This is a genomic window from Bacillus sp. PK6-025 (assembly GCF_056530265.1).
This window is the reverse complement of record NZ_CP096509.1, coordinates 3,493,060-3,514,806: the sequence shown is the minus strand read 5'-3', so window position 1 is coordinate 3,514,806 and position 21,747 is coordinate 3,493,060. Positions and strand designations below refer to the sequence as shown.

Here is a 21,747-nt window from a genome sequence, read left to right as displayed (position 1 = left end):
TGGTGAAATTTTCATTGAACAGAGACGGAGTGAGAAAAGTTGGCGCAGATCAGGCTTACGGGGAAACCGGAAGAGATTGAACGCATTATCCAATCTTTTTCTAAGCATTATGAGGTTTCATATGTATCGAAAGAATACGGCAAGACAAACCCGAAATATAAATATGCAAAAGATTCCCGAGTTTATATTGAGCTAAAATTAAAATAAAGATAAAATTTAAATGGAAGGGTTTTATCGATTTTTATCGAAATATAGATTATTGCAGATTGAGAGAAGGAAGGGATTCGAAAGTGGATTACAGAATTGAAAAAGATACGATGGGTGAAGTCAAGGTTCCCGCCGATAAGTTTTGGGGAGCTCAAACCCAAAGAAGCAAGGAGAACTTTAAAATCGGTTCTGAGAAAATGCCGCAGGAAATTGTGTATGCGTTTGCAATCCTGAAAAGAAGCGCCGCGATTGCCAATGAAAAGCTTGGCAATCTTGAAGCGGAAAAAAAGGAAGCGATTGTTTCCGTATGCGATGATATTTTAGAAGGAAAGTATGACAGCCATTTTCCGCTGGTCGTCTGGCAGACCGGGAGCGGAACACAGAGCAACATGAATATGAATGAAGTCGTGGCAAACAGGGGAACGGCTTATTTGCAGGAAAAAGGCTCAAGCTTGAAGATTCATCCGAATGATGATGTCAACCGCAGCCAAAGCTCTAACGATACATTCCCGACAGCGATGCACGTGGCTGCTGTCCTCGCGATTCACGATAAACTGATCCCGGCGATTGACCGCTTGAGAGGCACGCTGCATGAAAAAGCTGAAGCGTTCAAAGACATTGTCAAAATCGGCCGCACTCATTTGCAGGACGCGACACCGCTGACATTGGGACAGGAAATCAGCGGCTGGGTATACATGCTGGACCGTTCTAAAGAGATGATCCTTGAATCGGCTGACAAAATCCGCGATCTTGCCATCGGCGGAACTGCCGTGGGAACAGGCATTAATGCTCACCCTGAATTCGGAAGCACTGTTGCCGGAGAGATCAGCGCCTTGACCGGACAGACATTCAAAAGCTCGCCTAATAAGTTTCATGCGCTGACAAGCCATGATGAACTGACACACGTTCATGGCGCACTTAAAGCGCTTGCAGCAGATCTCATGAAAATCGCCAATGATGTCAGATGGCTTGCAAGCGGACCGCGCTGCGGAATCGGCGAATTGATTATTCCGGAAAATGAGCCGGGAAGCTCGATCATGCCTGGAAAAGTAAACCCTACGCAAAGCGAAGCGCTGACAATGGTCGCATCCCAAATCATGGGGAATGACGCAACGATCGGCTTTGCCGCGAGCCAGGGGAACTTTGAGCTGAACGTCTTTAAACCGGTGATTATATACAACTTCCTGCAATCCGTTCAGCTTCTTGCCGACGGCATGAATTCATTCCATGACAAGTGTGCCGTGGGAATTGAGCCTAATCGGGAAACAATTGAAAAGAACCTGACCAATTCTCTCATGCTGGTTACGGCTTTAAATCCGCATATCGGATACGAAAATGCAGCGAAAATCGCGAAGCTGGCCCATAAAGAAGGGCTGACGCTGAAAGAAGCGGCGCTCAAACTGAACCTTTTAACAGAGGAGCAGTTCGACGAAGTTGTAAAACCTGAAGAAATGGTGAAACCGAAAGCATAATCAACAAACCGGCTGCATGTATTGCAGCCGGTTTTGTTTTGCGAATCATCCGTGCGGATGGTGCATGTCTTTTTTGATCAATTCAGCGAGTTTGTCCGTTTCTTTTCGAATCGCATCATATTCCTTCAAGTTGGATATCATGCCTTTGATGATGGCGTTTTTGCGCTTTTCTTTTCTAAGCTCTTTTTCCAGAATATCCAGGCTTTCGGCAAGATCGGCAGGAGGAGCGCCGTTGTACTGCTTGTTCGCTTTGACCCGCATTTCATTGAGGAGGGCGTCCTTCAGCGGATCAAATGTGTAAAAGGGGCCGAACCACTCGTCTGCTTTTTCGAATGAAATCAGCGGCTGATCATTGCGCTTGATCATCCCCTTTGCCAAATCGTCGAGGCGGTTCAGCATGTGGTCGGCGAGAGACTGCAGGTCGAACGAATGGTGCAGCAAAATCATCAGCTCAAGATAGACATCGCTCATTCCGTTGATCATAAAGCACAGTTCGGCGCTGTACGGTTCAATGTCTTTGCCGTAAATGTTCTGGATGTTTTCGATGTGCAGCCTGAGCGTGGTTCTCCGCATTTTTTTCGCGAACGCTTCAATTTCGTCATTGATCGGCATTGACCGCTCATTAAACTGCATCGTGATAAACTCTTTGTGCTCCAAAATGTTTTCGAAAAAAACGACGAGCTGCATCCGGTACACATCGCGCGGATGGTCATGCTCCGTTTTGATTTTCTGAATTCGGGTAAAGATTCTTTCATAGTAGTAGTGAAGGACTGAAAGGAGGAGCGCTTCCTTTGATTTGAAATAAATGTAGAAAGCGCCTTTTGACATTTGGCACTCTTTTGCAATCTCCTGAACTGAAGTAGAGCTGTATCCTTTTTTTGCGAAAAGTTTGATGGCTGTTTCAATAATGACTTTCTCTTTTTGTTTCATTGCTTTCACCTTCCTGAAAGATCGAACCCGAAAGCGGCTTTCGGCGGACCGTGGTGACTGGCGGGTCACTTTTTCTGCTCCGTTATATTTTTAACTAGATTGTAACTTGTTTTTTTGTTTGATATTATTTATATTATAAAGTAAGGTGACCGAGTGGTCAAAATTTGTTGAGAAAGGGTGAAGGTTGATGAAAGAAATCGATGATATGATCAGGCGTCTGCGCAGCAGGGGAATTAAGGTGGACAAAGTCAAATATCCAAAGCATGTCCTGTGCGAAAAGAAATGGATGAAAAAGCCGAAAAACACGATGAAGCCCAGCTATCGAGATTTCAACGGCTATTCGTTTATATGAAAAAAGACTGCAGCGTCTACAGTCTAATTTCGCGGAACGGATATTGAGTAGCACACACCGGTTTGATCATTCCGAATGGTCATGTCAGCATGGTGGAGCGTCAAGATTCGTTTAACGATGCTGAGTCCAATGCCGAATTCGCCTTTCTTCCCTTTATTAAAAGGCTCATACAGGCTGGAAAGCATCTCTTCTTCAATGTGTGGTCCGTCATTTTTAATGGTGATCAACGTATGTTTTTTCGTCGACCTGACGCTGATTTCAATGCATGTCTCCGCATAGCGGATCTGGTTTTCAAGAACGTTTTCCAACAGCTTGCTCCATTGTTCTTGATCGCCCGTCAACATTGTTTCCTCTTCAAGATCAATCTTCCAGTTCAATTCTTTTTTGGACCATTTCAAGCGTTCAACAACTTCTTTAATGACCTCTTGTATATCAAAAGTTCCGTACTGTCTTTCTTGTCTCAGCAAATAATCAAGCTTTGTCAGATAAAGAAGATCCTTGATTTTCTTTTCAAGTTTTTCAGCTTCGCCTTCAATGACTTCAATCGTGTTTTCCAAATCTCCTTTAGGGTAGATGCCGTCTTTGATCGACTGGGTATACCCGCGGATGACCATGACCGGGGTTTTCAGATCGTGGGAGATGTTTTGCAGGAGCGTGCGTTCTGTCTCATCTTTCTGGATGAGCTTTTGCCGCATGTCCTCAATGGTGTGCCCGAGCTTGCCGATTTCGTCTTCCCTGTCGACAATCACGGGATCATCCCAGTCCTGTTTAGAGATTTGTTTGACGTGTTTTTCAAGCGTGACGAGCGGTCTTGATAAATATTTCGCCAGCCAGATGGAAGGAATCCAGCTCAGCAAAATGACGACAATCAAAATAAACAGCAGCTGCTTAAACAGCGTATGGGACAAATCGTCCCTGTATGAATCAAGCGCATAGGACAATAGCAGAAACGTCTGGTCCTGGGTCTGGATTTTTTTGAGCACAAAGAAAATGTGCTCTCCGTTGACATTCTCCGAATACCTTTTTGAGGACTCGTCCTGTCTTTTGCCGAGCTTCTGAACCTTCTCGATAAATGAATCAGGGAGAATCTGCGGGCTTTGGTAGACGGTTCCTCTCTCAGGCAGCAGGACGTGCTGAACGTGGCGGTTTGTGCTTCGTGAGCCGCTGCTTCCGCCGAAGCCTCTTTCCGGTGAATCGGAAAATCCGTATTCTGTCAGAACATGCTGCTCATTTTCAATGTTCGTATAAATTTCGTCAGTAAAAAAGTTCTGCAGTGTTGTCGAGAATAAAAACGTCAGCAAAATCGAGACCGTTAACAGGATGCCGCAAATGACACTCCAAATTTGAAAGGCGAGCGACCTGTTCTTCATGATTTCAACATCCTGTAGCCGAACCCGTAGATGGTTTCCACTTTCAGTTCGGGCATTTTCTTGCGCAGCCTTCTGACAAGATCGTCAACGACGCGGTCGGTTCCGAAGTAATCGTCTCCCCAGACGCTGGTGAGGATATCCTCCCTTGAAAAGGCGCGGCCTTTGTTGTTTATAAATAGAAGCAGAAGATCAAATTCCTTTGACGTCAAATTGATCATGCTGCCATTTTCATAGACTTCTCTCAAGTCTTCATAGACTTCATAGCAGGAAACCGGCGTTCCTTTTTTCATTTCTCCCGGTTCTTCTTTATATATCAGCTTGAGCAGCTTTTGTACGCGGATGATCAGTTCCCTGGGGAGAAACGGCTTAGATATATAGTCACTGCTGCCCAGCTCAAGCCCCAGCACTCTGTCAATATCGGCATCGCGTGCAGAAATAAAAATGACGGGGACTTCCGGATCATGATTTTTTATTTCTTTTATTAGCGTATACCCGTCGATATCTGGTAACATGATATCGAGAATCCATAAATGAGGTGACTGGCCTATTTTTTGCCTGGCACTTTCACCGTTTAGAAAAGAAGTGACGTGCCAGCCTTCACTCTCTAAGTATTTTGTCAGCAATTCATTTAAATTCTCTTCATCTTCAACTAGATAAATGGAGTATGACAAGGGCGGTTCACATCCTTTCTACGTCATTATACTAGTTTTAACATAAGTCTGGTCAATTTTCATAATTTCACATATTCTTTTCATTTTTATCCCACAATGTTTTCGTAACATACTCATCAGGGAAGAAAGGGAATGAAAACAGAGTGAACGACGGCCGGGTCTCTTTTTTTGTGTATGTTAAAGCTTTTATGCCATTTGCGATAGTTGAAGACAAGAAAAATAAAGGAAGTGTACGCTTATGGATTTTAGACGCGATGACGAACAAAAACATGCAAATGAAGAGCAGCTTCGCGAAGAAGCGCAGACGCCGCAAACGGCAGGTTCTGAGGAGCAGCAGTCAGAACAGCCGGCAAGGGAGCCCGAGCTGATTTTAAAGAAAGATACAGACGATCAGTCAGATCTTACGAATAAAGAAACCGCTGCAGCCCTGGAAGATGCCAAGGAAACGAGAGCAGCAAAAGAAAAGCGGCGTAAGGCTTCGTGGCTGAGCCCGATTTTGGGCGGCATCATCGGGGGCGGTTTAGTGCTTGGAATCTCTCCGTATCTTCCGGGCGATCATCCGAGCGAAACCGCCGGAACCGAACAGACAGAGCCAAAGCAGTCGCAGAATTTCAACACAAAACCTGTCACAAACGCAGATAACGTGCCTGATATGGTGGAAGATTTGGAGCCTGCAATCGTCGGCGTTTCAAATATTCAAACGAGCTTCGGCTTCTCTGAGGACGACGTGGAGGAAAGCGGCACGGGATCAGGCGTCGTCTTTAAGAAAGACGGCGGCAAGGCCTACATTATTACAAACAACCATGTCGTTGAAGGCGCTTCGAAGGTAACCATCTCCTTATACAACGGTAAGACAGCGGATGCCAAGATTATCGGCAGTGACGCTTTGACTGATCTGGCTGTTTTAGAGATCAGCAGCAAAGGCGTTGATAAGGTTGCAAGTTTCGGAGATTCCGCAAAACTTCGCGCCGGTGAAAAAGTAATCGCGATCGGGAACCCTCTTGGCCTTCAATTTTCAAGAACGGTTACAGAAGGTATCATCAGCGGTGTCAACCGGACAATTGAAGTCTCCACATCTGAAGGGAATTGGGATATGAACGTCCTTCAGACAGATGCGGCGATCAACCCTGGAAACAGCGGCGGCCCTCTGATTAACAGCAGCGGGCAGGTCATCGGCATCAACAGCCTGAAGATCAGCCAAAGCGGTGTTGAATCACTTGGTTTCGCGATTCCGAGCAATGATGTTCAGCCGATCGTTGACGAGCTTTTGCAAAAAGGAAAAGTGGAGCGGCCTTTCCTGGGTGTGCAAATGATCGATATGCAGCAGGTGCCGGAACAGTATCAGCAAAATACGCTTGGCCTTTTCGGAGACCAGCTCAATAAAGGCGTGTACGTCGATAAAGTATCGCCGAAATCGCCTGCGGCTGATGCGGGCATGAAAGCCGGCGACGTCATTACCAAAATGAACGGCAAAAACGTCGAAACCACTTCAGATCTCAGAAAAATTCTTTATACTGAAGCAAAAGCAGGAGATACCGTCACATTTGAGGTGCTGAGAAACGGAAAGCAAACAACAATGAAAGCAAAGCTTGCGAAAAGCAAATCATAAATAAAAGCCATGGCGTCTGCCATGGCTTTCAGCGTGTCGCCAAACCCTCGCATTCGTTGTCAAGCCTGCGCGTCGGTGCTCACGAATAGAGGAAGGATCGGCGGCTAACCGCCCAGGCGTCCTGCCTAAACGCCGCCGTCATCACATCCTGTGAAAGTCAGCTTCCGATGCTCGGCTTTTCTAGACTGCAAGGGTTGAGGGTCACGCTGAAAGGATGACAAAATCCCAAAACTAAAAGCCGTTTTGGGATTTTGTCAACAATCTGAAGCCATGGCGTCTGCCATGGCTTTTTTTTATATTACTTGTCCAAAAATGAACTAAGCATCCAAATTTGCTTATCAATTTCCTCTGTCAGGGCGATATAAAGGTCAGCGGTAGAATGGTCTGATTTTTCTTCCGCCAGTTCTATGGTATGCTGAATTTCATCGCGGATTTGACGGTAATCGCTGACAAGTGCGGAAACCATTTCTTCGGCCGTTTTTTCGGATCCGTTTTCCTCGATTGTGCCGTGGTCAAGGTATTCTTTCATTGTGGCGAGCGGCTGTCCGCCGATGGCCAGCAAACGTTCCGCGACCACATCTGCTGTTTCTGCGGCATGGTTGTAAAGCTCTTCGAATTTTTCATGAAGGGTAAAGAACTGCGGCCCTTTTACATACCAGTGAAAGCGGTGAAGTTTCGTGTAGAGGATGAACCAGTTGGACAAATTTGTATTCATTGAGTTTTCAAGTACAGGATTTTGTTGTTTTAATTGTTGAGAGATCATGTGATATTTCCTCCTCGTGTTTTTCATTTGTTAATTATATTATAACAAATACAAAATTAAAATCAATACTAAATTATAATTATTTTAAATAACCTTATTTAAACAAATTTTTTATGACCGCGCGTTCCCAAATCCGCCATGGCAGGGCGTTGTGGAGGAGGATCAGGAGGCGGACGCCCCTGCCGATCGGATAGCGCAGTCTGCTCAGCCGCTTTTTTACCGCGAGGCGGCAGATCAGTTCAGCCACATCATCAGGGTTTCCGTAATGTTTGCGGCCAGCCGCAATATAGGCGGAGATCCGCTCAAAATATGTACTGTACCGTGATTCGTCTTCAGGAGCAGTGACCTGGGCGGCCAACGATGTCTCCCAAATCGCCGTCTGATACGATCCCGGCTGGACGACGGCCACATCGATCCCGAATGGGCGGAGTTCGAGGCGGAGGCTTTCTGAAAAGCCTTCAACCGCATGCTTTGATGAAGCATATGCCGAGAAAGCGGGGAAAGCGATCCGCCCGCTGATGCTGCTCAAATTAATGATTTTGGCGCCGCTGTGTTTCTTCATATAAGGAAGGATTGCTTTCGTTACCGCCATCAGGCCGAAAACATTTGTCTCATACTGTTTTCTGTAGTCGTCAAGAGAAAGATCTTCAGCAAATCCGCCGTATGCCGTTCCTGCATTATTGACGAGAACGTCTATCTGTCCGTACCGTTTCAGCTCTTCGGTAAATGATGAAATCGATTGTTCGTTTGTGACGTCTAGTTCAGCGACTGCAATCGATGAATCGATTGAAAGCTCCGCTATCCGGTTCCGCAAAGCTTCCGCTTTTTCTGGATGGCGCGCCGTTGCGATGACGAAATGAGTGCCGGCGAGTTTTAAAGCGGTCAATAAACCAAATCCGCTCGTCGCGCCTGTTACGATGGCGATTTTATTATTCAATGAGTTTCCTCCATTCAAAATTTTGGCTTGTTGACAAAAAAAGGCTTGTCAGCGGCAGTTTATCATTGATAAAATTTAAAAAGTGCTAAAAGACCTATTTTTTATAAAAAAACGCAAGAGAGAAAGAAGGCAGGGTGACACGATGAATGTTAAACGATCCCTCCTGTTCATTATTGTACTATGTCTGACGCTGTTTTTTCATAGCTCGGCTCAAGCAGGAGAAAAAAACAAACCGGAAATTAAAAGTGTTTCCGCCATATTGATCGATGGGAAATCGGGGCAGGTTCTCTATGAAAAAAACAGCCGCAAAAAAATGTATCCGGCCAGCATTACAAAAATTGCCACGGCGATTTATGCAATAGAAAACGGAAATTTAGAAGATCGTGTGAAAGTCAGCAAAAATGCCGCTCAAACGGAAGGATCAAGCGTATATCTGGAAGCGGGGGAGTCGGTTCCATTAAAACGGCTGCTCCAAGGGCTCTTGATGAATTCGGGAAATGACGCAGGAACGGCGATCGCCGAACATGTCAGCGGAAGCGTGAAACAGTTTGCGGATGATGTGAACGCGTTTATTGCTGAGCATGCCGGAGTGCATGACACTCATTTTGTGAATCCTCACGGACTGTTTGACAAAAATCATTATACGACGTCCGCCGACATGGCGAGAATTACCCAGTACGCCATGAAAAACAAAACGTTTCGAGCGCTTTTTTCGGAAAAGCAAACGGCTTGGCACGGACAGACGTGGGACACGACACTGAAAAACCATCACCGAATGTTGACAGGTGAGATTCCTTACAAAGGAATAACCGGCGGCAAAACAGGGTTTGTGGATGAATCAAAGCATACCCTTGTCACGACGGCAACGCGGGGCAGCCTTGATTTAATCGCCGTCGTCATGAAGGCCGATAGCAAGAAAATGATGTACAGCGATACAAAAACGCTTCTGGATGAAGGATTTCACAATTACGAGACACAAGAACTCAAAAAGGGAGAGGCGTTTACCGACCAGAACGGGACGAGCCATGAGCTGAAAAACCCTTTATACGTGACGAAAAAGAAAGGTGAAGCCCTGAGTGAAAATGTAGACAGCGACGGAATCCTTAACATTAAAGGGGAGGACGGCAGGCTGCTTCAGGCTTTGCAAATCGCAGAACCTTTCAGCGCGGAAATAGCAAGCGGCACAGATGGTGTTCACGGCCAGCCGCAAAGTAAAGGCGGATTGTTTTTATTTGTGTTCGGCCTAATCGGTTTATTGACGGCCAGCTATGCGGTCAAACGGATGAGGCAGCTGTAATATGATCAGGGAAGAGGCGCGCCGGCTCACAAGCCGGCCGTTTTTTATTTGCCCTGAAAAGGCAAATTTATCTTATAATGGAAACAAGCCAATGAAAGGGGACGGGAATAATGACATTTCATCAACTTAAAGATACGTGGGATCTCGAGGTTTTCTTTAAAGGCGGGAGCGGCTCCGCCGAGTTCCGTCAATATTTAAATGAGATTAAAGCACTGCTTTCAACTTTTAAACGCTCTGCCGAGGCTCTTACCGTTTCAAAAAGCAGCCTTGATGAATTGAAAGAAACCTTGGCGCTTTTTGAAACAATTGATGTTAAAATCCGCGAAGCAGACGCTTTTGTCGGATGTCTCCAAGCCCAGGACACCGCGGATTTAAAGGCGAATGCCCTTAATTTTGAAGTCACCCAGCTCGCTGCCGATGCGCAGAAGGCGCTGGTCGTGCTTGACAGCAAATTTGCCGTTGTCCCAAATGAAGAATGGGAAGCGCTTCTACAAGATGAAGGCATTTCCGCTATCGCTTATATTTTGAATGAGAGAAGGGAGCGGGTAACGGAAAAGCTTAGTTCCGAACAGGAAACATTGATTCAAGGCTTGTCTGTTGACGGATATCATGCCTGGGGCGATATGTACGACAGCATCGTCGACCAAATTCAAATTCCGTATGAAGAAGATGGCGAGACGAAAATTCTGTCTGTCGGACAAGCGCAGAACCTGACAACTAAACCTGACAGAAAGATCCGCCGCTCCGTATCGGAAAATTTGGACCACGGCTGGAAACAGCACGCTGATTTGCTCAGCAGCACGCTGAATCACCTCGCCGGTTTCAGACTGAACGTCTATGAGGCAAGAGGCTGGGACAATGTATTGAAAGAACCGCTGAACATCAACCGCATGAAGCAGGAAACCCTTGATGTCATGTGGCAGGTCATCATTGATCATAAAAAGCCGTTTGCAGACTATCTTTCCCGGAAGGCGTCTGTGCTCGGGCTGGATAAACTGAGCTGGTATGACGTCGAAGCGCCGCTCGGTTCAGCGGCAAAGGAATATTCGTATCAAGAGGCAGCCGCTTTTATTACCGGGCAGTTTAAAACGTTTGGAAAAAAGCTCTCCTCCTTTGCCGAAAAAGCGCTCAGAGACAGATGGGTTGAAGCTGAGGACAGGGGAGGCAAACGCCCGGGCGGCTTTTGCGCCAATTTTCCTGACAGCGGGGAATCGAGAATATTTATGACATTTGCAGGAAGCCAGTCAAACGTGTCCACGCTGGCGCATGAGCTTGGCCATGCCTTTCATCAGGAATCCATGCTGGACGTCAGGCCGCTGAACAGGGCGTACGCGATGAACGTGGCGGAAACCGCGTCCACTTTTGCAGAAATGATCGTGGCTGATGCGGCATTAAAACAAGCCGGTTCAGACGAAGAAAAACTCGTCCTTCTGGAAGATAAGGTTCAGCGAAGCGTCGCCTTTTTTATGAACATTCACGCAAGATTCCTATTTGAAACCCGCTTTTACGATGAACGAAAAAACGGCGTCGTATCCGCCGGAAGGCTGAACGAGCTGATGGAAGAAGCTCAGAAAGAAGCGTTTTGCGGAGCGCTTGGCGAGTATCATCCGTACTTTTGGGCATCAAAGCTTCATTTTTATATTACGTCTATCCCGTTCTACAATTTTCCTTATACGTTCGGCTACTTGTTTTCACTTGGCATTTACGCGCAAGCGCTGAAAGAGGGAGCGGCATTTGAAGAAAAATATATTGCGCTCTTAAAAGATACAGCCTCCATGTCTGTTGAGGAACTGGCGATGAAGCATCTCGGCGCCGATCTGACAAAGCGGGATTTTTGGGAAGCGGCCATTCAGCCGGCTGTCCGCGATGCAGAAGCATTGTTAGCGATGATATAAAGCCTTCCGCTAAGAGATTGAATGAGTTTCCGCAAAGTGGACATAGCTAAGGATAATGTGCATAGAGGAGTTGAACGGTATGAACCTATTTCGGATGGCCGTTATCGCTCTTGTCATGATCCTAGTGACCGGCTGCCGTTCAATAGCGGAAGAACATGCTGAAGGCAAGGAGGCCGTTCCCGATAACGCCCCTGTTTCAGATGTGGAAAGCGTGCCTTACGCTGCATTTGCATTGGAAGTGAACTATGGCCGTGGAAAGCACAATACGTTTGAAGCCGTATACGACAAACAGGAGCGGGAAAAAGCATCGATTAAAGACCGCCTGAACGGAGCGAACCGCGAAGGGGAAGAAGCTTTAAACGAAATGAAAATGGTTTTAAGCGAACTTTCTATCGCCAAATCCGATTCAAAGCAGGACGTGATCAGCAATGTGCTTGAGGCTTTCAATCTTGATGAGCGATATGACCGGTTTCATCTGCGGGTGAAATGGCCGGATGGTACGTCAAGAATCTATCACGGAAAATAAGCAAAAGAGCATTTCCAACGGAGGAAATGCTCTTTTTTGCTTACGATTTTAAAAAGTATTTTTCGATGTCATCAAGGAACAGATACGCTGCTTTGACACCGCCGGCTGTCGTCCAGATCGCATCGTCGACTTCGTGGGCGTTTCCGGTTTTTACAGCGTTCAATTTTTTCCAAAGCGGATCGCTTGTCCAATCGTTTTGCCATGTTTCTGCGTCTTTTTTGCTTTCGGCAGGTTTATATGTGAAATAGAACAGGACATCCCCATCCATTTCAGGGATCGATTCTTTATTTTCCGTCATAAAAACAAATTTGTCGTCTTGTTTTTCAAACAGTTTTTCCTGTTTTTCCGGATACTTAAAACCGAGCTGATCCAAGATGATTCCCGGGAAAGAATCTTTATAGTAAATCCTTGATTGGCCGGCCATAAATCTGACAACCGACACCCGTTTCTTTTTCTGGTCGCCGAGCTTGTCGCTTAATTCGCTGACTTTTTTATCGAAATCTTCTAAAACTTCTTTGCCCTTTTCCTCTTTGTTTACCGCTTTCGCGTAGAGGGAGAAGTTGTCTTTCCATTCGCCGCGCAGCGTTTCAGAGAAGACAGTCGGAGCAATTTTTTCAAGCTTGTCGTAGATTTTTTCATGTCTCATTTTATTCCCGATGATTAAATCAGGCTTTAGCTCGGCTATCGCTTCGATATTCGGTTCGCCTTCGAGCCCGACTTGCTTAACGCCTTTCATATCGGCTTGAATATGCTTATACCAAGGATCGCCTGTCCAGGATTTGACTGCACCCACAGGTTTGATTCCGAGTTCCAAAAGCGCTTCGGTTCCTTCATTTGTCAGGACGACGACTCTTTTTGGGTCTGCAGGCACTCGTTCTTCCGTACCCATTGCGTGTTTAACGGTGATCGTATCTTTATTCTCTCCGCCCTTTGCAGAGTCATCCTTGCCTCCGCCGCAGGCTGCAAGAATTGAAATCGCTAACAAAGCGATAAATCCAACAATTGACCATCTCTTCATGTGTGTCCTCCTTAGGTATGTAAGTCATTCATCCTGATCATAATTTTTGATCAGAATTTTGTCAATTGTTAATTGAAAATGATTTTCAAGATCAATGTTATCTGATACAATAACCAGTAGATGTTTCAGTCAAACTAGGAGAATTTTAATTTATGCTCTTAAGAACGAATAAATATAGAACAATCGCACTACTGTCTTTTATTTTGGTGCTGGTTGCCGCCGTTTGCGCTAGTATCGTATACGGTTATACGAATACGTCATGGTCGATGGCCTACAAGGCTTTTACGGGCTTCAGCGGCTCTAATGAACATCTTGTCATCAAAAACGTGCGTTTGCCGCGCGCGCTGATTGCTGCAACTGTCGGCGCTTCCCTCGGAGTTGCCGGCGCTTTAATGCAGGCGATGACAAAAAACCCGCTTGCTTCCCCGGGAATTTTCGGCGTGAACGCGGGTGCCGGTTTCTTTGTTGTTGGAGCGCTGTTTTTCTATCACGTCAGTTCGCTTCAGACGATTGCATGGATCTCGTTTTTTGGTGCAGCGTTTGCCGCGCTTGTCGTCTATTTTGTCGGCTCTCTCGGAAGGGAAGGGCTGACGCCGGTCAAGCTGACGCTTGCAGGGGCGGCGATGTCAGCGCTGTTCTCATCATTGACGCAAGGCATGCTTTCCGTTAATGAAGCAGCTCTTGAGCAGGCGCTGTTTTGGCTTGCGGGCTCTGTCCAGGGGCGCGACCTCAGCCTCTTGGTCTCCGTCCTTCCATATATCGTGCCGGCATTCATCATCAGCTTTTTACTCGGGTCGAAAATCAATGTCTTAACGATGGGGGAGGAAGTGGCAAAAAGCCTCGGCCAGAAAACGTGGCTGATCAAAGCGTTGATGGCGGTTTCGATTATCCTGCTTGCCGGGGGATCTGTCGCCGTCGCCGGGCCGATCGGTTTTATCGGTATTGTTATCCCGCATTTTGCAAAATTTATCGTCGGCCACGACCATCGCTGGGTTCTTCCGTACTGTGCCGTGCTGGGAGCCATCCTGCTTGTAACCGCAGATATTGGCGCAAGGTACCTGATTATGCCTGAAGAAGTGCCTGTCGGCGTCATGACAGCCATCATTGGGACACCCATTTTTGTCTATATCGCGAGAAGGGGGTTCCAAAAATGAAAAATTACCGCACGCTGAGAATCGGAAAAGGCGGCATTTCATTGTTGATCGGCAGAAAAGCACTGTTTTCGTTCGTGATCCTATTGGTGTTGACGGCTTGTGCAGTCATCCTCAGCGCCGGCATCGGTGAACGTTTTATTTCTCCGGGCGCCGTCGCGAAAACGTTTTTGGGCATGGGGGATCCGGGCGATGACCTGATCATCATGTCCTTCAGGATGCCGCGGATTTTGGTCGCTCTGTTTGCCGGAATCTGTCTGGCGGCAGCCGGATCGATCCTTCAGGGTCTGATCCGCAATCCGCTCGCTTCGCCGGATATTATCGGTGTGACCGGCGGGGCTTCAGTCGCCGTTGTCTTGTTTTTAATGCTGTTTTCCAATAAAAACAATGCGCTTACGGTCAGCATCAGCTGGCTCCCGGTTGCCGCATTTATCGGCGCGGCTCTCGCCGGAATGCTCGTTTATTTTCTTTCATATAAAAACGGCTCTTCGACTTTCAGGCTCGTTTTGATCGGAATCGGATTTTCGATGCTTGCCCAGTCGCTGACGACATTGTTTATGATAAAAGGACCGATATACAGAATGTCTCAGGCGAACGTCTGGATTACCGGATCAGTATATGGATCGAACTGGCAGGATGTGAATATTTTAATGCCGGCTGCGCTTGTCCTTTTGCTGATATCCGCAGCCGCCGCCAGAAACGTCAACATTCAGACGCTTGGTGAAGAACTGGCGACAGGAGCGGGCAGCTCGGTTCAGCGGAACCGCTTTTTGCTCCTTCTGCTGAGCACGGCTTTTGCCGGAATTGCCGTTGCCTTTGCCGGAACCGTCGGATTTGTCGGTTTGATGGCCCCGCATATCGCAAGAAGGCTTGTCGGTTCATCATTCGGCGCCCTCTTGCCGGTTGCAGCGCTGATCGGAGGATTGCTTGTGCTGATTGCCGACATCATCGGACGCACGCTTTTTTCTCCCGTTGAAGTGCCTGCCGGTGTGTTTACTGCAGCGATCGGCGCCCCTTACTTTATCTACTTGCTGTATAAAAGCAGAAACCAATAAAAGGAGAGATTTCATTTATGAGTGCCATTTCAACAGAAACGTTAAGCTTAGGTTATGGAGAAACAATCATTATTGATGAGTTAAACTTAACGATCCCAAAAGGTGAAATCACCGTATTTATCGGCAGCAACGGCTGCGGTAAGTCGACTCTCCTTCGGTCTCTCGCACGTTTGATGAAGCCAAAGGGCGGTTCAGTGCTTCTCGAAGGCAGCTCCATCGCCAAACTTCCCACGAAAGAAGTGGCAAAGGAGCTGGCCATTCTGCCTCAAGGCCCTTCGGCTCCGGAAGGCCTGACCGTTCTCCAGCTCGTTAAGCAGGGGCGGTACCCTTACCAAAACTGGCTGAAGCAATGGTCGGCGGAAGATGAAGAGGCTGTGCAAAAGGCTTTGAAAGCGACAAGAATGGAAGAACTGGCCGAGCGCACAGTCGATTCCTTGTCAGGAGGCCAGCGGCAGCGCGCCTGGATCGCGATGACGCTCGCCCAGGAAACGGATATCATATTACTGGATGAACCGACGACATACTTGGATATGACGCATCAAATTGAAATTCTGGACCTTTTGTTTGAATTAAATGAACACGAAAAGCGCACGATCGTGATGGTGCTGCACGATTTGAACCTTGCCTGCCGCTACGCTCACCACCTCGTCGCGATTAAAGATAAAAAGATATATGCCGAAGGCCGGCCTGAATCCATTATCAACTGCAAGCTTGTGCAGGACGTTTTTGAAATGGACTGCGAAGTGACGAAAGATCCGCTTTTCGGCACGCCGCACTGCATTCCGTACGGAAGAGGAAGATGCATCGTCCAGCAGGTGGTTCAGTCCCATGCTTAATTTAACAAAAGAGGAGCTTGAGTCATTGCTTCGTTTTCGCCTTGGAACGAAGCAGACCGGCTCCTTATTCTCTGTTAAAGGAAACAAGCTCCTTGATGAGGATTTTTTAGAACGTTATGTAGAAGATATTAAAGACAGGCTGAACGCTCCGAATCAAAAAGTTGCGGCTTCAATGCTCGTCAAGCGCAGCGGGATGCTGGCTGCGCTGCATTTCTATCTGTTTACGGTTTGGGGAAAGCGCTTGCCAACCGCTCCTGCTTCCGTGTCATGGGAGATAGAAGCTGATGATCGAGGGTGGACGCCGTCGTTTTATTTTCACAAAGGTGCTGAGCTTATCGAAGCGGATCGCACCGAAGAACTGAAAAGATTGACTGAGGATATCTTCAGGTGCCACCTTGGCGGCCTGATCGCGGCCTGTCGGCGGGTATTTTCGATTTCAAAGCATATTCTTTGGGAAAATATTGCCGTTTATCTGTATTGGATGTATGACACGCTTCTGGAAGATCCGAAACTCAAGGCGCGGGCGGCGCAAGATTTTCATTTTCTTCTTTATGAAGCTGAGCCCGGTCTTTTTGAAGAAGGGGCGGACGAAAACCCTCTCAAAAGGTTTTATCCCGGACAGCATGCGGAGGACCGGACACGCACGACTTGCTGTCTGTATTATGCAACAGACAAAAACGGTGTCAAATGCAGGACATGCCCGAGAAATAAACGTAAAGAAAGGGTGTCGTGAGTGGAAAAACTAAAGGAGCAGCTGGATGGACTTGTTGAGAAATATACGGAGCTGCTTTTAGGCGAAACGGACGAAGAACTGAAAGAACAGGTGAAGATGTGGATCATCTACAGCCATATCGCCAAAAGCATGCCGCCCCTCGCCAAGCATTGGAACGGAGCTTATCCCGATGCGAAGCAGGAGATAAAAGAAGTAATCCGTCAAATTAAAGAACGAAATGAAGCGCACCGAGCGGCTAATCAAAAAAAATAAGCAGGGAGACTCCTCTGCTTATTTTTTGTTTATTGGTTTTGCTGATATGGCGACTGGTCTTGCAATGTAGAATGGAACTGCTGATAAGACTGCTGGATTTTCTGGGCATCTTCTGCCTCCACCTTGTACCATCCGTTTTGAAACATCACCTGGTACAATCTGCGCTGTACGTTTTGCGCCTCGTTAAACAGCGGCTGAACGGCTTGGTAAAGCGACTCATGGCTTAATTCATTAAGCGCTGTCGAGTATGCTGCCGTCATGTATTTTTCGGTTGTCAGCAGTTCGTTGACAAAATCCCTGTCATTCATCGCGCTCGTTTTCGGGACAGGAGTTTCCTGATTGCCGATTTTCTGTTGGTTTTGCTGATTCATCATTAACCTCCTATTGCATGTATGCTGACGGGTTTTGCGTTTGATTTTGTCGAAGCTGCTCCAATATCACATTGTAATGGTGATGGTGCATTTGTCCGACCCTGTCGAGTTCTGTTTTAAGAGACTGATCCTGGCACTGGTCCGCCATAAAATGCGCTTTTTTCATTGCGAGCAAGTTCCAGTTCAGCATATCCTGCAAATACAGATGATCCTTTGTTGAAATGACTGGCGGCGGTGTTGTCATTCCTTGCTGTTGCTGCATGAGTCTGCCTCCTTTTAGCGTTTATTTTTAGATTTCCTAACACAGCGGAAATTTATACCGGATGCTTAAAGGGGGCTTAGTGATCTTCAGGAACATCCATATTATGCTTTTTATATTGCTGGTTTTGGCTTGTCCGTTTTCCGCCCGCATCCGCCTTTTTATAATCCGGACCTGCATTACCTTTTATGCTTGCGGCGCTGACTGCGGCTGAAGATGGATTTTTTCTTTCACGTACCAAGGCCTTCACCTCCCTCTCTATTGGTTTGTCCCAAAAGCGGGGAAACATGTAACCGCGGCAAAATAATACCCGCTGAAAAAATTTCAGAAATTTTGCACCAAGTTATTGAACTCGCTTCCAAAATCTTTTAAGATGAAAGAAGACAGGAGAGTTTATTTTTTTGGAGCAAAAATGAATGAGTATTCATTCAAAGTAGGGGAGGATCTTTCATGGTCAAGCATATTCGTAAAGCCGCCGTTATCGGTTCCGGTGTAATGGGTTCCGGAATCGCGGCTCACTTAGCCAATATCGGGATTCCTGTGTTACTGCTCGATATGGTGCCGCGTGAATTAACAGATGAGGAAAGAAAAAAAGGCCGCACCCTTGAAGACCCGGATGTGCGCAACCGGCTGGCACAGTCAGCCGTACAAAATCTGCTAAAGCAAAAACCGGCTCCGCTGACATCGAAGAAGAATATCAGCCGTATCAGCACAGGGAACATGGAAGACGATTTTGAAAAAATTAAAGATGCCGACTGGATTATTGAAGTGGTTGTCGAAAACCTGGAGATCAAGAAGCAAGTGTTTTCAAAGGTCGATCAATACAGAAAACACGGAAGCATCGTCAGCAGCAATACATCAGGCATCTCCGTCAGGCAGATGGCGGAGGGAAGGTCCGCTGATTTTAAAAAGCACTTTTTAGGAACGCACTTTTTTAACCCGGCCCGCTATTTAAAGCTGCTTGAGGTGATTCCGATTGATGAAACGGATCCCGGGGTGCTGGACTTTATGAAGAAATTCGGCGAAGACGTCCTTGGCAAAGGGGTTGTTGAAGCGAAAGACACGCCAAACTTTATCGCCAACCGCATCGGAACCTACGGCTTGCTTGTCGCGGTTCAGGAAATGCTGAAAGGCGGCTACACGATAGGCGAAGTCGATTCGATTACAGGCCCGCTGATCGGACGCCCGAAAAGCGCAACTTTCAGAACGCTAGATGTCGTCGGGCTTGATACATTTTCGCACGTTGCCAAAAATGTCTATAACCAAGTCACTGGCGAAGAAAAAAACGTTTTCCGGCTGCCTGAATTTATTGAACAAATGCTCGAAAAAGGCTGGATCGGAAGCAAAGCGAAACAAGGTTTTTACAAAAAAGAAGGAAAAGACATCCTTGAGCTCGATCCGATGACGATGACCTACAGCAAACGCCAAACATTAAAAACATCGGGACTTGAAGCGGCCAAGCAAATGAAAGGCGCAGGAGCGAGATTGAAAGCGCTTATTTATTCAGATGACAGAGCGGGAAGCCTTCTTTGGAACATGACAGCTCCGACGCTTGTCTATTCGGCTGAGCTGACAGGGGAAATCGCTGACAGCATAACGGCGATTGATCAGGCGATGAAATGGGGGTTCGGCTGGTCGGAAGGTCCGTTTGAAATGTGGGACAGCATCGGTGTGAAAAACGCGGTGCAAAAGCTTGAAGCAGAGGGCTGGAAAGTCGCGGACTGGGTGAAGGAAATGCTCGCAAAAGGACATGAGACCTTCTACCTTAGAGAAAACGGAAAGACGTTCTGCTACTGTTTTGAAAGCGGCGAATACAGGGCGCTTCAAGAAAACAAGAGAACGATCCATTTGTCGTCACTCAAAGAAACAAAAGGCGTCATCAAGAAAAACAGCGGGGCAAGTTTGATCGATTTAGGCGATGATGTCGCACTGCTCGAATTTCATTCGAAAAGCAATGCAATCGGCCTCGACATCATCCAAATGCTCAAATTCGCTCTTGAGGAAGTAGATGCCAATTATAAAGGACTTGTGATCGGCAATCAGGGCAAAAATTTCTGCGTCGGAGCCAATCTTGCGATGATGCTGATGGAAGCCCAAGACGACAACTATATGGAAATTGACATGATCATCCGTCAGTTCCAGGAGACGATGATGAAAGTGAAATACAGTACCAAGCCGGTCGTCGCTGCTCCGTTCGGGATGACGCTTGGCGGGGGGACTGAGCTTTGTCTGCCTGCAGCCCGTGTTCAAGCTTCAAGTGAATCATACATGGGCCTCGTTGAAACAGGCGTCGGCCTGATTCCGGGCGGCGGAGGCAATAAAGAGCTTTATTTAAACTACTTGAAGGGGCTGCCTGAAGGCGTTAAACCGGATATCCAGGAGGCCGCCATCAAAACGTTTGAGACAATTGCTCTTGCAAAAACGTCGACTTCGGCTCAAGAAGCGAAAGAGCTGAACATCTTAACCGCAGAGGATCAAATCAGCATCAACCAGGATCACTTGTTATACGATGCTAAGAAACTCGTCCTGACACTTTCCGAAAGCGGCTACCGTCCGCCGGTGAAAAAGAAAGTTCCGGTGACAGGCGAAACCGGCTATGCGGCGCTCCTGCTCGGTGCGGAATCGTTAAAGCTGTCCGGCGCCATCTCTGAACACGACATGAAGATAGCGAAAAAGCTGGCGTTTGTCATCGCGGGCGGGAGGGTTCCGTTCGGCGCTGAAGTAACGGAAGAATACTTGCTCAATTTGGAAAGAGAAGCTTTCCTGAGCCTTGTGAGCGAACCGAAAACGCAGGCGAGAATGCAGCATATGCTTGTAAAAGGCAAACCTTTGCGTAATTAAGGAGGGAAAATAATGAAAGAGGCAGTTATTGTATCGGGAGCGAGAACCCCGATCGGAAAAGCAAAAAAAGGCTCATTGAGGACTGTCCGTCCCGATGATTTAGGCGCATATGCAGTGAGAGAGACGTTGAAAAGAGCTGGTGGTTATGAAGGGAATATCGATGATTTAATCATCGGCTGCGCTACGCCGGAAGCCGAACAAGGGTTGAATATGGCGCGCAATATCGGCGCGCTTGCCGGGCTGCCGCACACAGTTCCGGCCGTTACAATCAACAGATATTGTTCTTCAGGACTTCAATCGATCGCTTACGGGGCCGAAAAAATCATGCTTGGAGCTGCCGACACGGTCATTGCCGGCGGCGCTGAATCGATGAGCATCGTGCCGATGATGGGACATATCGTCAGACCGAACGCGGCGCTCGCGGAAACAGCTCCTGAATATTATATGGGAATGGGCCATACGGCTGAACAGGTTGCCGTTAAATACGGCGTTTCCAGGGATGATCAGGATGCATTTGCCGTCAGCAGCCATCAAAAAGCAGCCAAAGCGATCACGGAAGGAAAGTTCGAAGATGAAATCGTCCCGGTGGACGTCACCGTCAGAGAAGTGGATGACCATCACAAGCTGAAGGAGCGGACGTTTACTTTCTCTGCCGATGAAGGTGTGCGCCCGGGGACAACGAAAGACGTTCTGTCAACGTTAAAACCGGCGTTTTCGGCGGACGGTTCTGTTACGGCAGGGAATTCATCGCAGACGAGCGACGGGGCGGCCGCAGTGATGATCATGGACAGAGAAAAAGCGGATGCGCTTGGGTTAAAGCCCCTCGCAAGGTTCCGTTCGTTCGCAGTCGGCGGCGTTCCGCCGGAGGTGATGGGCATCGGTCCTGTTGAAGCTGTTCCAAGGGCGCTGAAGATGGCGGGACTTGAGCTCTCTGATATCGGTTTATTCGAATTAAATGAAGCGTTTGCATCACAAGCGATCCAGGTGATCAGGTCGCTTGGCATCGATGAAGAAAAAGTCAATGTCAACGGTGGAGCGATTGCGCTCGGACATCCGCTCGGCTGCACGGGCACAAAGCTCACGCTGACATTGATCCACGAAATGCGGCGGAGAAGCGAGCAATTCGGCGTTGTAACAATGTGTATCGGCGGAGGTATGGGAGCAGCAGGGGTATTCGAATTAGTTTAATCACAAGGGGGATG

Annotated in this window: 23 protein-coding genes; 14 read left to right on the top strand and 9 right to left on the bottom strand. The window is 47.4% G+C overall.

The genetic code is table 11. The features are described from left to right. Positions 1 to 39: 39 nt before the first annotated feature. Together M1D67_RS18095 and fumC are read left to right on the top strand one after the other, a co-directional pair. Positions 40 to 207: a YvzF family protein gene (locus M1D67_RS18095; protein ID WP_020452898.1), complete on the top strand. Its 168-nt coding sequence runs from the start codon at positions 40 to 42 to the stop codon at positions 205 to 207. 83 nt (positions 208 to 290) lie between these two features. After that, positions 291 to 1,679, top strand: coding sequence for a class II fumarate hydratase (gene fumC, locus M1D67_RS18090; RefSeq protein WP_095292311.1), 1,389 nt, complete (start codon positions 291 to 293; stop codon positions 1,677 to 1,679). A 45-nt stretch (positions 1,680 to 1,724) separates the two neighbouring features. On the opposite strand, the gene M1D67_RS18085 is transcribed toward fumC, so the two are convergent. After that, positions 1,725 to 2,609 carry a TetR/AcrR family transcriptional regulator gene (locus M1D67_RS18085; RefSeq protein WP_023856229.1) on the bottom strand — a complete coding sequence of 295 codons (885 nt, stop codon included), beginning with the start codon at positions 2,607 to 2,609 and terminating at the stop codon, positions 1,725 to 1,727. A 187-nt stretch (positions 2,610 to 2,796) separates the two neighbouring features. On the opposite strand from M1D67_RS18085, the gene spxO reads away from it, so the two are divergent. Then, positions 2,797 to 2,961, top strand: coding sequence for an anti-adapter protein SpxO (spxO, locus tag M1D67_RS18080; RefSeq protein WP_023856228.1), 165 nt, complete (start codon positions 2,797 to 2,799; stop codon positions 2,959 to 2,961). A gap of 23 nt (positions 2,962 to 2,984) precedes the next feature. Here the strand turns inward: spxO and cssS are convergent, their stop codons facing one another. Both cssS and cssR read right to left on the bottom strand, forming a co-directional pair. Then, a complete protein-coding gene (gene cssS, locus M1D67_RS18075) occupies positions 2,985 to 4,331 on the bottom strand; it encodes a two-component system sensor histidine kinase CssS (RefSeq protein WP_026580088.1) in 1,347 nt (448 codons plus the stop codon). Continuing rightward, complete coding sequence (cssR, locus tag M1D67_RS18070) at positions 4,328 to 5,002, bottom strand: two-component system response regulator CssR (protein WP_023856226.1); 675 nt, start codon at positions 5,000 to 5,002, stop codon at positions 4,328 to 4,330. The genes cssS and cssR overlap by 4 nt, the downstream gene beginning before the upstream one ends. Positions 5,003 to 5,240: 238 nt before the next feature. Between cssR and M1D67_RS18065 the strand changes: the two genes are divergently transcribed. Further along, positions 5,241 to 6,611: a S1C family serine protease gene (locus M1D67_RS18065; protein WP_026580087.1), complete on the top strand. Its 1,371-nt coding sequence runs from the start codon at positions 5,241 to 5,243 to the stop codon at positions 6,609 to 6,611. Between the two features lie 298 nt (positions 6,612 to 6,909). Here M1D67_RS18065 and M1D67_RS18060 read toward each other — a convergent pair whose 3' ends face one another. Then, a complete protein-coding gene (locus M1D67_RS18060; protein ID WP_020452896.1) occupies positions 6,910 to 7,374 on the bottom strand; it encodes a Dps family protein in 465 nt (154 codons plus the stop codon). A 94-nt stretch (positions 7,375 to 7,468) separates the two neighbouring features. Further along, the gene (locus tag M1D67_RS18055; protein WP_377904171.1) at positions 7,469 to 8,311 is read right to left on the bottom strand and encodes an oxidoreductase; all 843 of its coding nucleotides are present in this window, start codon (positions 8,309 to 8,311) and stop codon (positions 7,469 to 7,471) included. 142 nt (positions 8,312 to 8,453) lie between these two features. Between M1D67_RS18055 and M1D67_RS18050 the strand changes: the two genes are divergently transcribed. The 3 genes from M1D67_RS18050 (at position 8,454) to M1D67_RS18040 (ending at position 12,029) form a co-directional block, all read left to right on the top strand. Then, the gene (locus tag M1D67_RS18050) at positions 8,454 to 9,608 is read left to right on the top strand and encodes a D-alanyl-D-alanine carboxypeptidase family protein (protein WP_377904169.1); all 1,155 of its coding nucleotides are present in this window, start codon (positions 8,454 to 8,456) and stop codon (positions 9,606 to 9,608) included. A gap of 110 nt (positions 9,609 to 9,718) precedes the next feature. Continuing rightward, positions 9,719 to 11,503 carry a M3 family oligoendopeptidase gene (locus M1D67_RS18045; RefSeq protein ID WP_479831424.1) on the top strand — a complete coding sequence of 595 codons (1,785 nt, stop codon included), beginning with the start codon at positions 9,719 to 9,721 and terminating at the stop codon, positions 11,501 to 11,503. Positions 11,504 to 11,582: 79 nt separating this feature from the next. Then, positions 11,583 to 12,029 (top strand): YusW family protein, encoded by a 447-nt coding sequence (locus tag M1D67_RS18040; protein WP_243942244.1) that lies wholly within the window; start codon positions 11,583 to 11,585, stop codon positions 12,027 to 12,029. Positions 12,030 to 12,069: 40 nt separating this feature from the next. On the opposite strand, the gene M1D67_RS18035 is transcribed toward M1D67_RS18040, so the two are convergent. Beyond that, positions 12,070 to 13,047: an ABC transporter substrate-binding protein gene (locus tag M1D67_RS18035; protein WP_479831423.1), complete on the bottom strand. Its 978-nt coding sequence runs from the start codon at positions 13,045 to 13,047 to the stop codon at positions 12,070 to 12,072. Positions 13,048 to 13,199: 152 nt separating this feature from the next. On the opposite strand from M1D67_RS18035, the gene M1D67_RS18030 reads away from it, so the two are divergent. From M1D67_RS18030 to M1D67_RS18010, 5 genes are read left to right on the top strand one after another with little or no spacing between them, the layout of a single operon-like run. Continuing rightward, positions 13,200 to 14,201: a FecCD family ABC transporter permease gene (locus tag M1D67_RS18030; protein ID WP_020452890.1), complete on the top strand. Its 1,002-nt coding sequence runs from the start codon at positions 13,200 to 13,202 to the stop codon at positions 14,199 to 14,201. Beyond that, positions 14,198 to 15,253, top strand: a complete 1,056-nt coding sequence (locus M1D67_RS18025) for a FecCD family ABC transporter permease (RefSeq protein ID WP_020452889.1) — start codon at positions 14,198 to 14,200, stop codon at positions 15,251 to 15,253. The genes M1D67_RS18030 and M1D67_RS18025 overlap by 4 nt, the downstream gene beginning before the upstream one ends. Before the next feature lie 17 nt (positions 15,254 to 15,270). Then, complete coding sequence (locus M1D67_RS18020; protein WP_020452888.1) at positions 15,271 to 16,089, top strand: ABC transporter ATP-binding protein; 819 nt, start codon at positions 15,271 to 15,273, stop codon at positions 16,087 to 16,089. Continuing rightward, positions 16,082 to 16,822, top strand: a complete 741-nt coding sequence (locus tag M1D67_RS18015) for an IucA/IucC family C-terminal-domain containing protein (protein WP_023856222.1) — start codon at positions 16,082 to 16,084, stop codon at positions 16,820 to 16,822. Before M1D67_RS18020 ends, M1D67_RS18015 begins: the two co-directional genes overlap by 8 nt. After that, a complete protein-coding gene (locus M1D67_RS18010) occupies positions 16,823 to 17,074 on the top strand; it encodes a YusU family protein (RefSeq protein ID WP_020452886.1) in 252 nt (83 codons plus the stop codon). Between the two features lie 29 nt (positions 17,075 to 17,103). Here M1D67_RS18010 and M1D67_RS18005 read toward each other — a convergent pair whose 3' ends face one another. The 3 genes from M1D67_RS18005 to M1D67_RS17995 form a co-directional block, all read right to left on the bottom strand. Then, complete coding sequence (locus M1D67_RS18005; protein WP_009329552.1) at positions 17,104 to 17,445, bottom strand: spore coat protein; 342 nt, start codon at positions 17,443 to 17,445, stop codon at positions 17,104 to 17,106. A 10-nt stretch (positions 17,446 to 17,455) separates the two neighbouring features. Continuing rightward, a complete protein-coding gene (locus M1D67_RS18000) occupies positions 17,456 to 17,707 on the bottom strand; it encodes a hypothetical protein (protein WP_023856221.1) in 252 nt (83 codons plus the stop codon). Between the two features lie 76 nt (positions 17,708 to 17,783). Beyond that, positions 17,784 to 17,945, bottom strand: a complete 162-nt coding sequence (locus M1D67_RS17995; protein ID WP_020452884.1) for a YuzL family protein — start codon at positions 17,943 to 17,945, stop codon at positions 17,784 to 17,786. 209 nt (positions 17,946 to 18,154) lie between these two features. Here M1D67_RS17995 and M1D67_RS17990 point away from each other — a divergent pair, with 209 nt between their 5' ends. Together M1D67_RS17990 and M1D67_RS17985 are read left to right on the top strand one after the other, a co-directional pair. Then, the gene (locus M1D67_RS17990) at positions 18,155 to 20,545 is read left to right on the top strand and encodes a 3-hydroxyacyl-CoA dehydrogenase/enoyl-CoA hydratase family protein (protein WP_479831422.1); all 2,391 of its coding nucleotides are present in this window, start codon (positions 18,155 to 18,157) and stop codon (positions 20,543 to 20,545) included. A 12-nt stretch (positions 20,546 to 20,557) separates the two neighbouring features. Further along, a complete protein-coding gene (locus M1D67_RS17985; RefSeq protein WP_026580082.1) occupies positions 20,558 to 21,733 on the top strand; it encodes an acetyl-CoA C-acetyltransferase in 1,176 nt (391 codons plus the stop codon). The last annotated feature ends 14 nt before the right edge of the window (positions 21,734 to 21,747 follow it).

What these genes read in the sequence shown, in the direction of transcription:
- M1D67_RS18085 (WP_023856229.1), bottom strand. Translation starts at nt 2,609, where the DNA reads ATGAAACAAAAAGAGAAAGTCATTATTGAAACAGCCATCAAACTTTTC.
- spxO (WP_023856228.1), top strand. Translation starts at nt 2,797, where the DNA reads ATGAAAGAAATCGATGATATGATCAGGCGTCTGCGCAGCAGGGGAATT.
- cssS (WP_026580088.1), bottom strand. Translation starts at nt 4,331, where the DNA reads ATGAAGAACAGGTCGCTCGCCTTTCAAATTTGGAGTGTCATTTGCGGC.
- M1D67_RS18065 (WP_026580087.1), top strand. Translation starts at nt 5,241, where the DNA reads ATGGATTTTAGACGCGATGACGAACAAAAACATGCAAATGAAGAGCAG.
- M1D67_RS18060 (WP_020452896.1), bottom strand. Translation starts at nt 7,374, where the DNA reads ATGATCTCTCAACAATTAAAACAACAAAATCCTGTACTTGAAAACTCA.
- M1D67_RS18050 (WP_377904169.1), top strand. Translation starts at nt 8,454, where the DNA reads ATGAATGTTAAACGATCCCTCCTGTTCATTATTGTACTATGTCTGACG.
- M1D67_RS18045 (WP_479831424.1), top strand. Translation starts at nt 9,719, where the DNA reads ATGACATTTCATCAACTTAAAGATACGTGGGATCTCGAGGTTTTCTTT.
- M1D67_RS18040 (WP_243942244.1), top strand. Translation starts at nt 11,583, where the DNA reads ATGAACCTATTTCGGATGGCCGTTATCGCTCTTGTCATGATCCTAGTG.
- M1D67_RS18035 (WP_479831423.1), bottom strand. Translation starts at nt 13,047, where the DNA reads ATGAAGAGATGGTCAATTGTTGGATTTATCGCTTTGTTAGCGATTTCA.
- M1D67_RS18030 (WP_020452890.1), top strand. Translation starts at nt 13,200, where the DNA reads ATGCTCTTAAGAACGAATAAATATAGAACAATCGCACTACTGTCTTTT.
- M1D67_RS18025 (WP_020452889.1), top strand. Translation starts at nt 14,198, where the DNA reads ATGAAAAATTACCGCACGCTGAGAATCGGAAAAGGCGGCATTTCATTG.
- M1D67_RS18020 (WP_020452888.1), top strand. Translation starts at nt 15,271, where the DNA reads ATGAGTGCCATTTCAACAGAAACGTTAAGCTTAGGTTATGGAGAAACA.
- M1D67_RS18015 (WP_023856222.1), top strand. Translation starts at nt 16,082, where the DNA reads ATGCTTAATTTAACAAAAGAGGAGCTTGAGTCATTGCTTCGTTTTCGC.
- M1D67_RS18005 (WP_009329552.1), bottom strand. Translation starts at nt 17,445, where the DNA reads ATGAATCAGCAAAACCAACAGAAAATCGGCAATCAGGAAACTCCTGTC.
- M1D67_RS18000 (WP_023856221.1), bottom strand. Translation starts at nt 17,707, where the DNA reads ATGCAGCAACAGCAAGGAATGACAACACCGCCGCCAGTCATTTCAACA.
- M1D67_RS17990 (WP_479831422.1), top strand. Translation starts at nt 18,155, where the DNA reads ATGGTCAAGCATATTCGTAAAGCCGCCGTTATCGGTTCCGGTGTAATG.
- M1D67_RS17985 (WP_026580082.1), top strand. Translation starts at nt 20,558, where the DNA reads ATGAAAGAGGCAGTTATTGTATCGGGAGCGAGAACCCCGATCGGAAAA.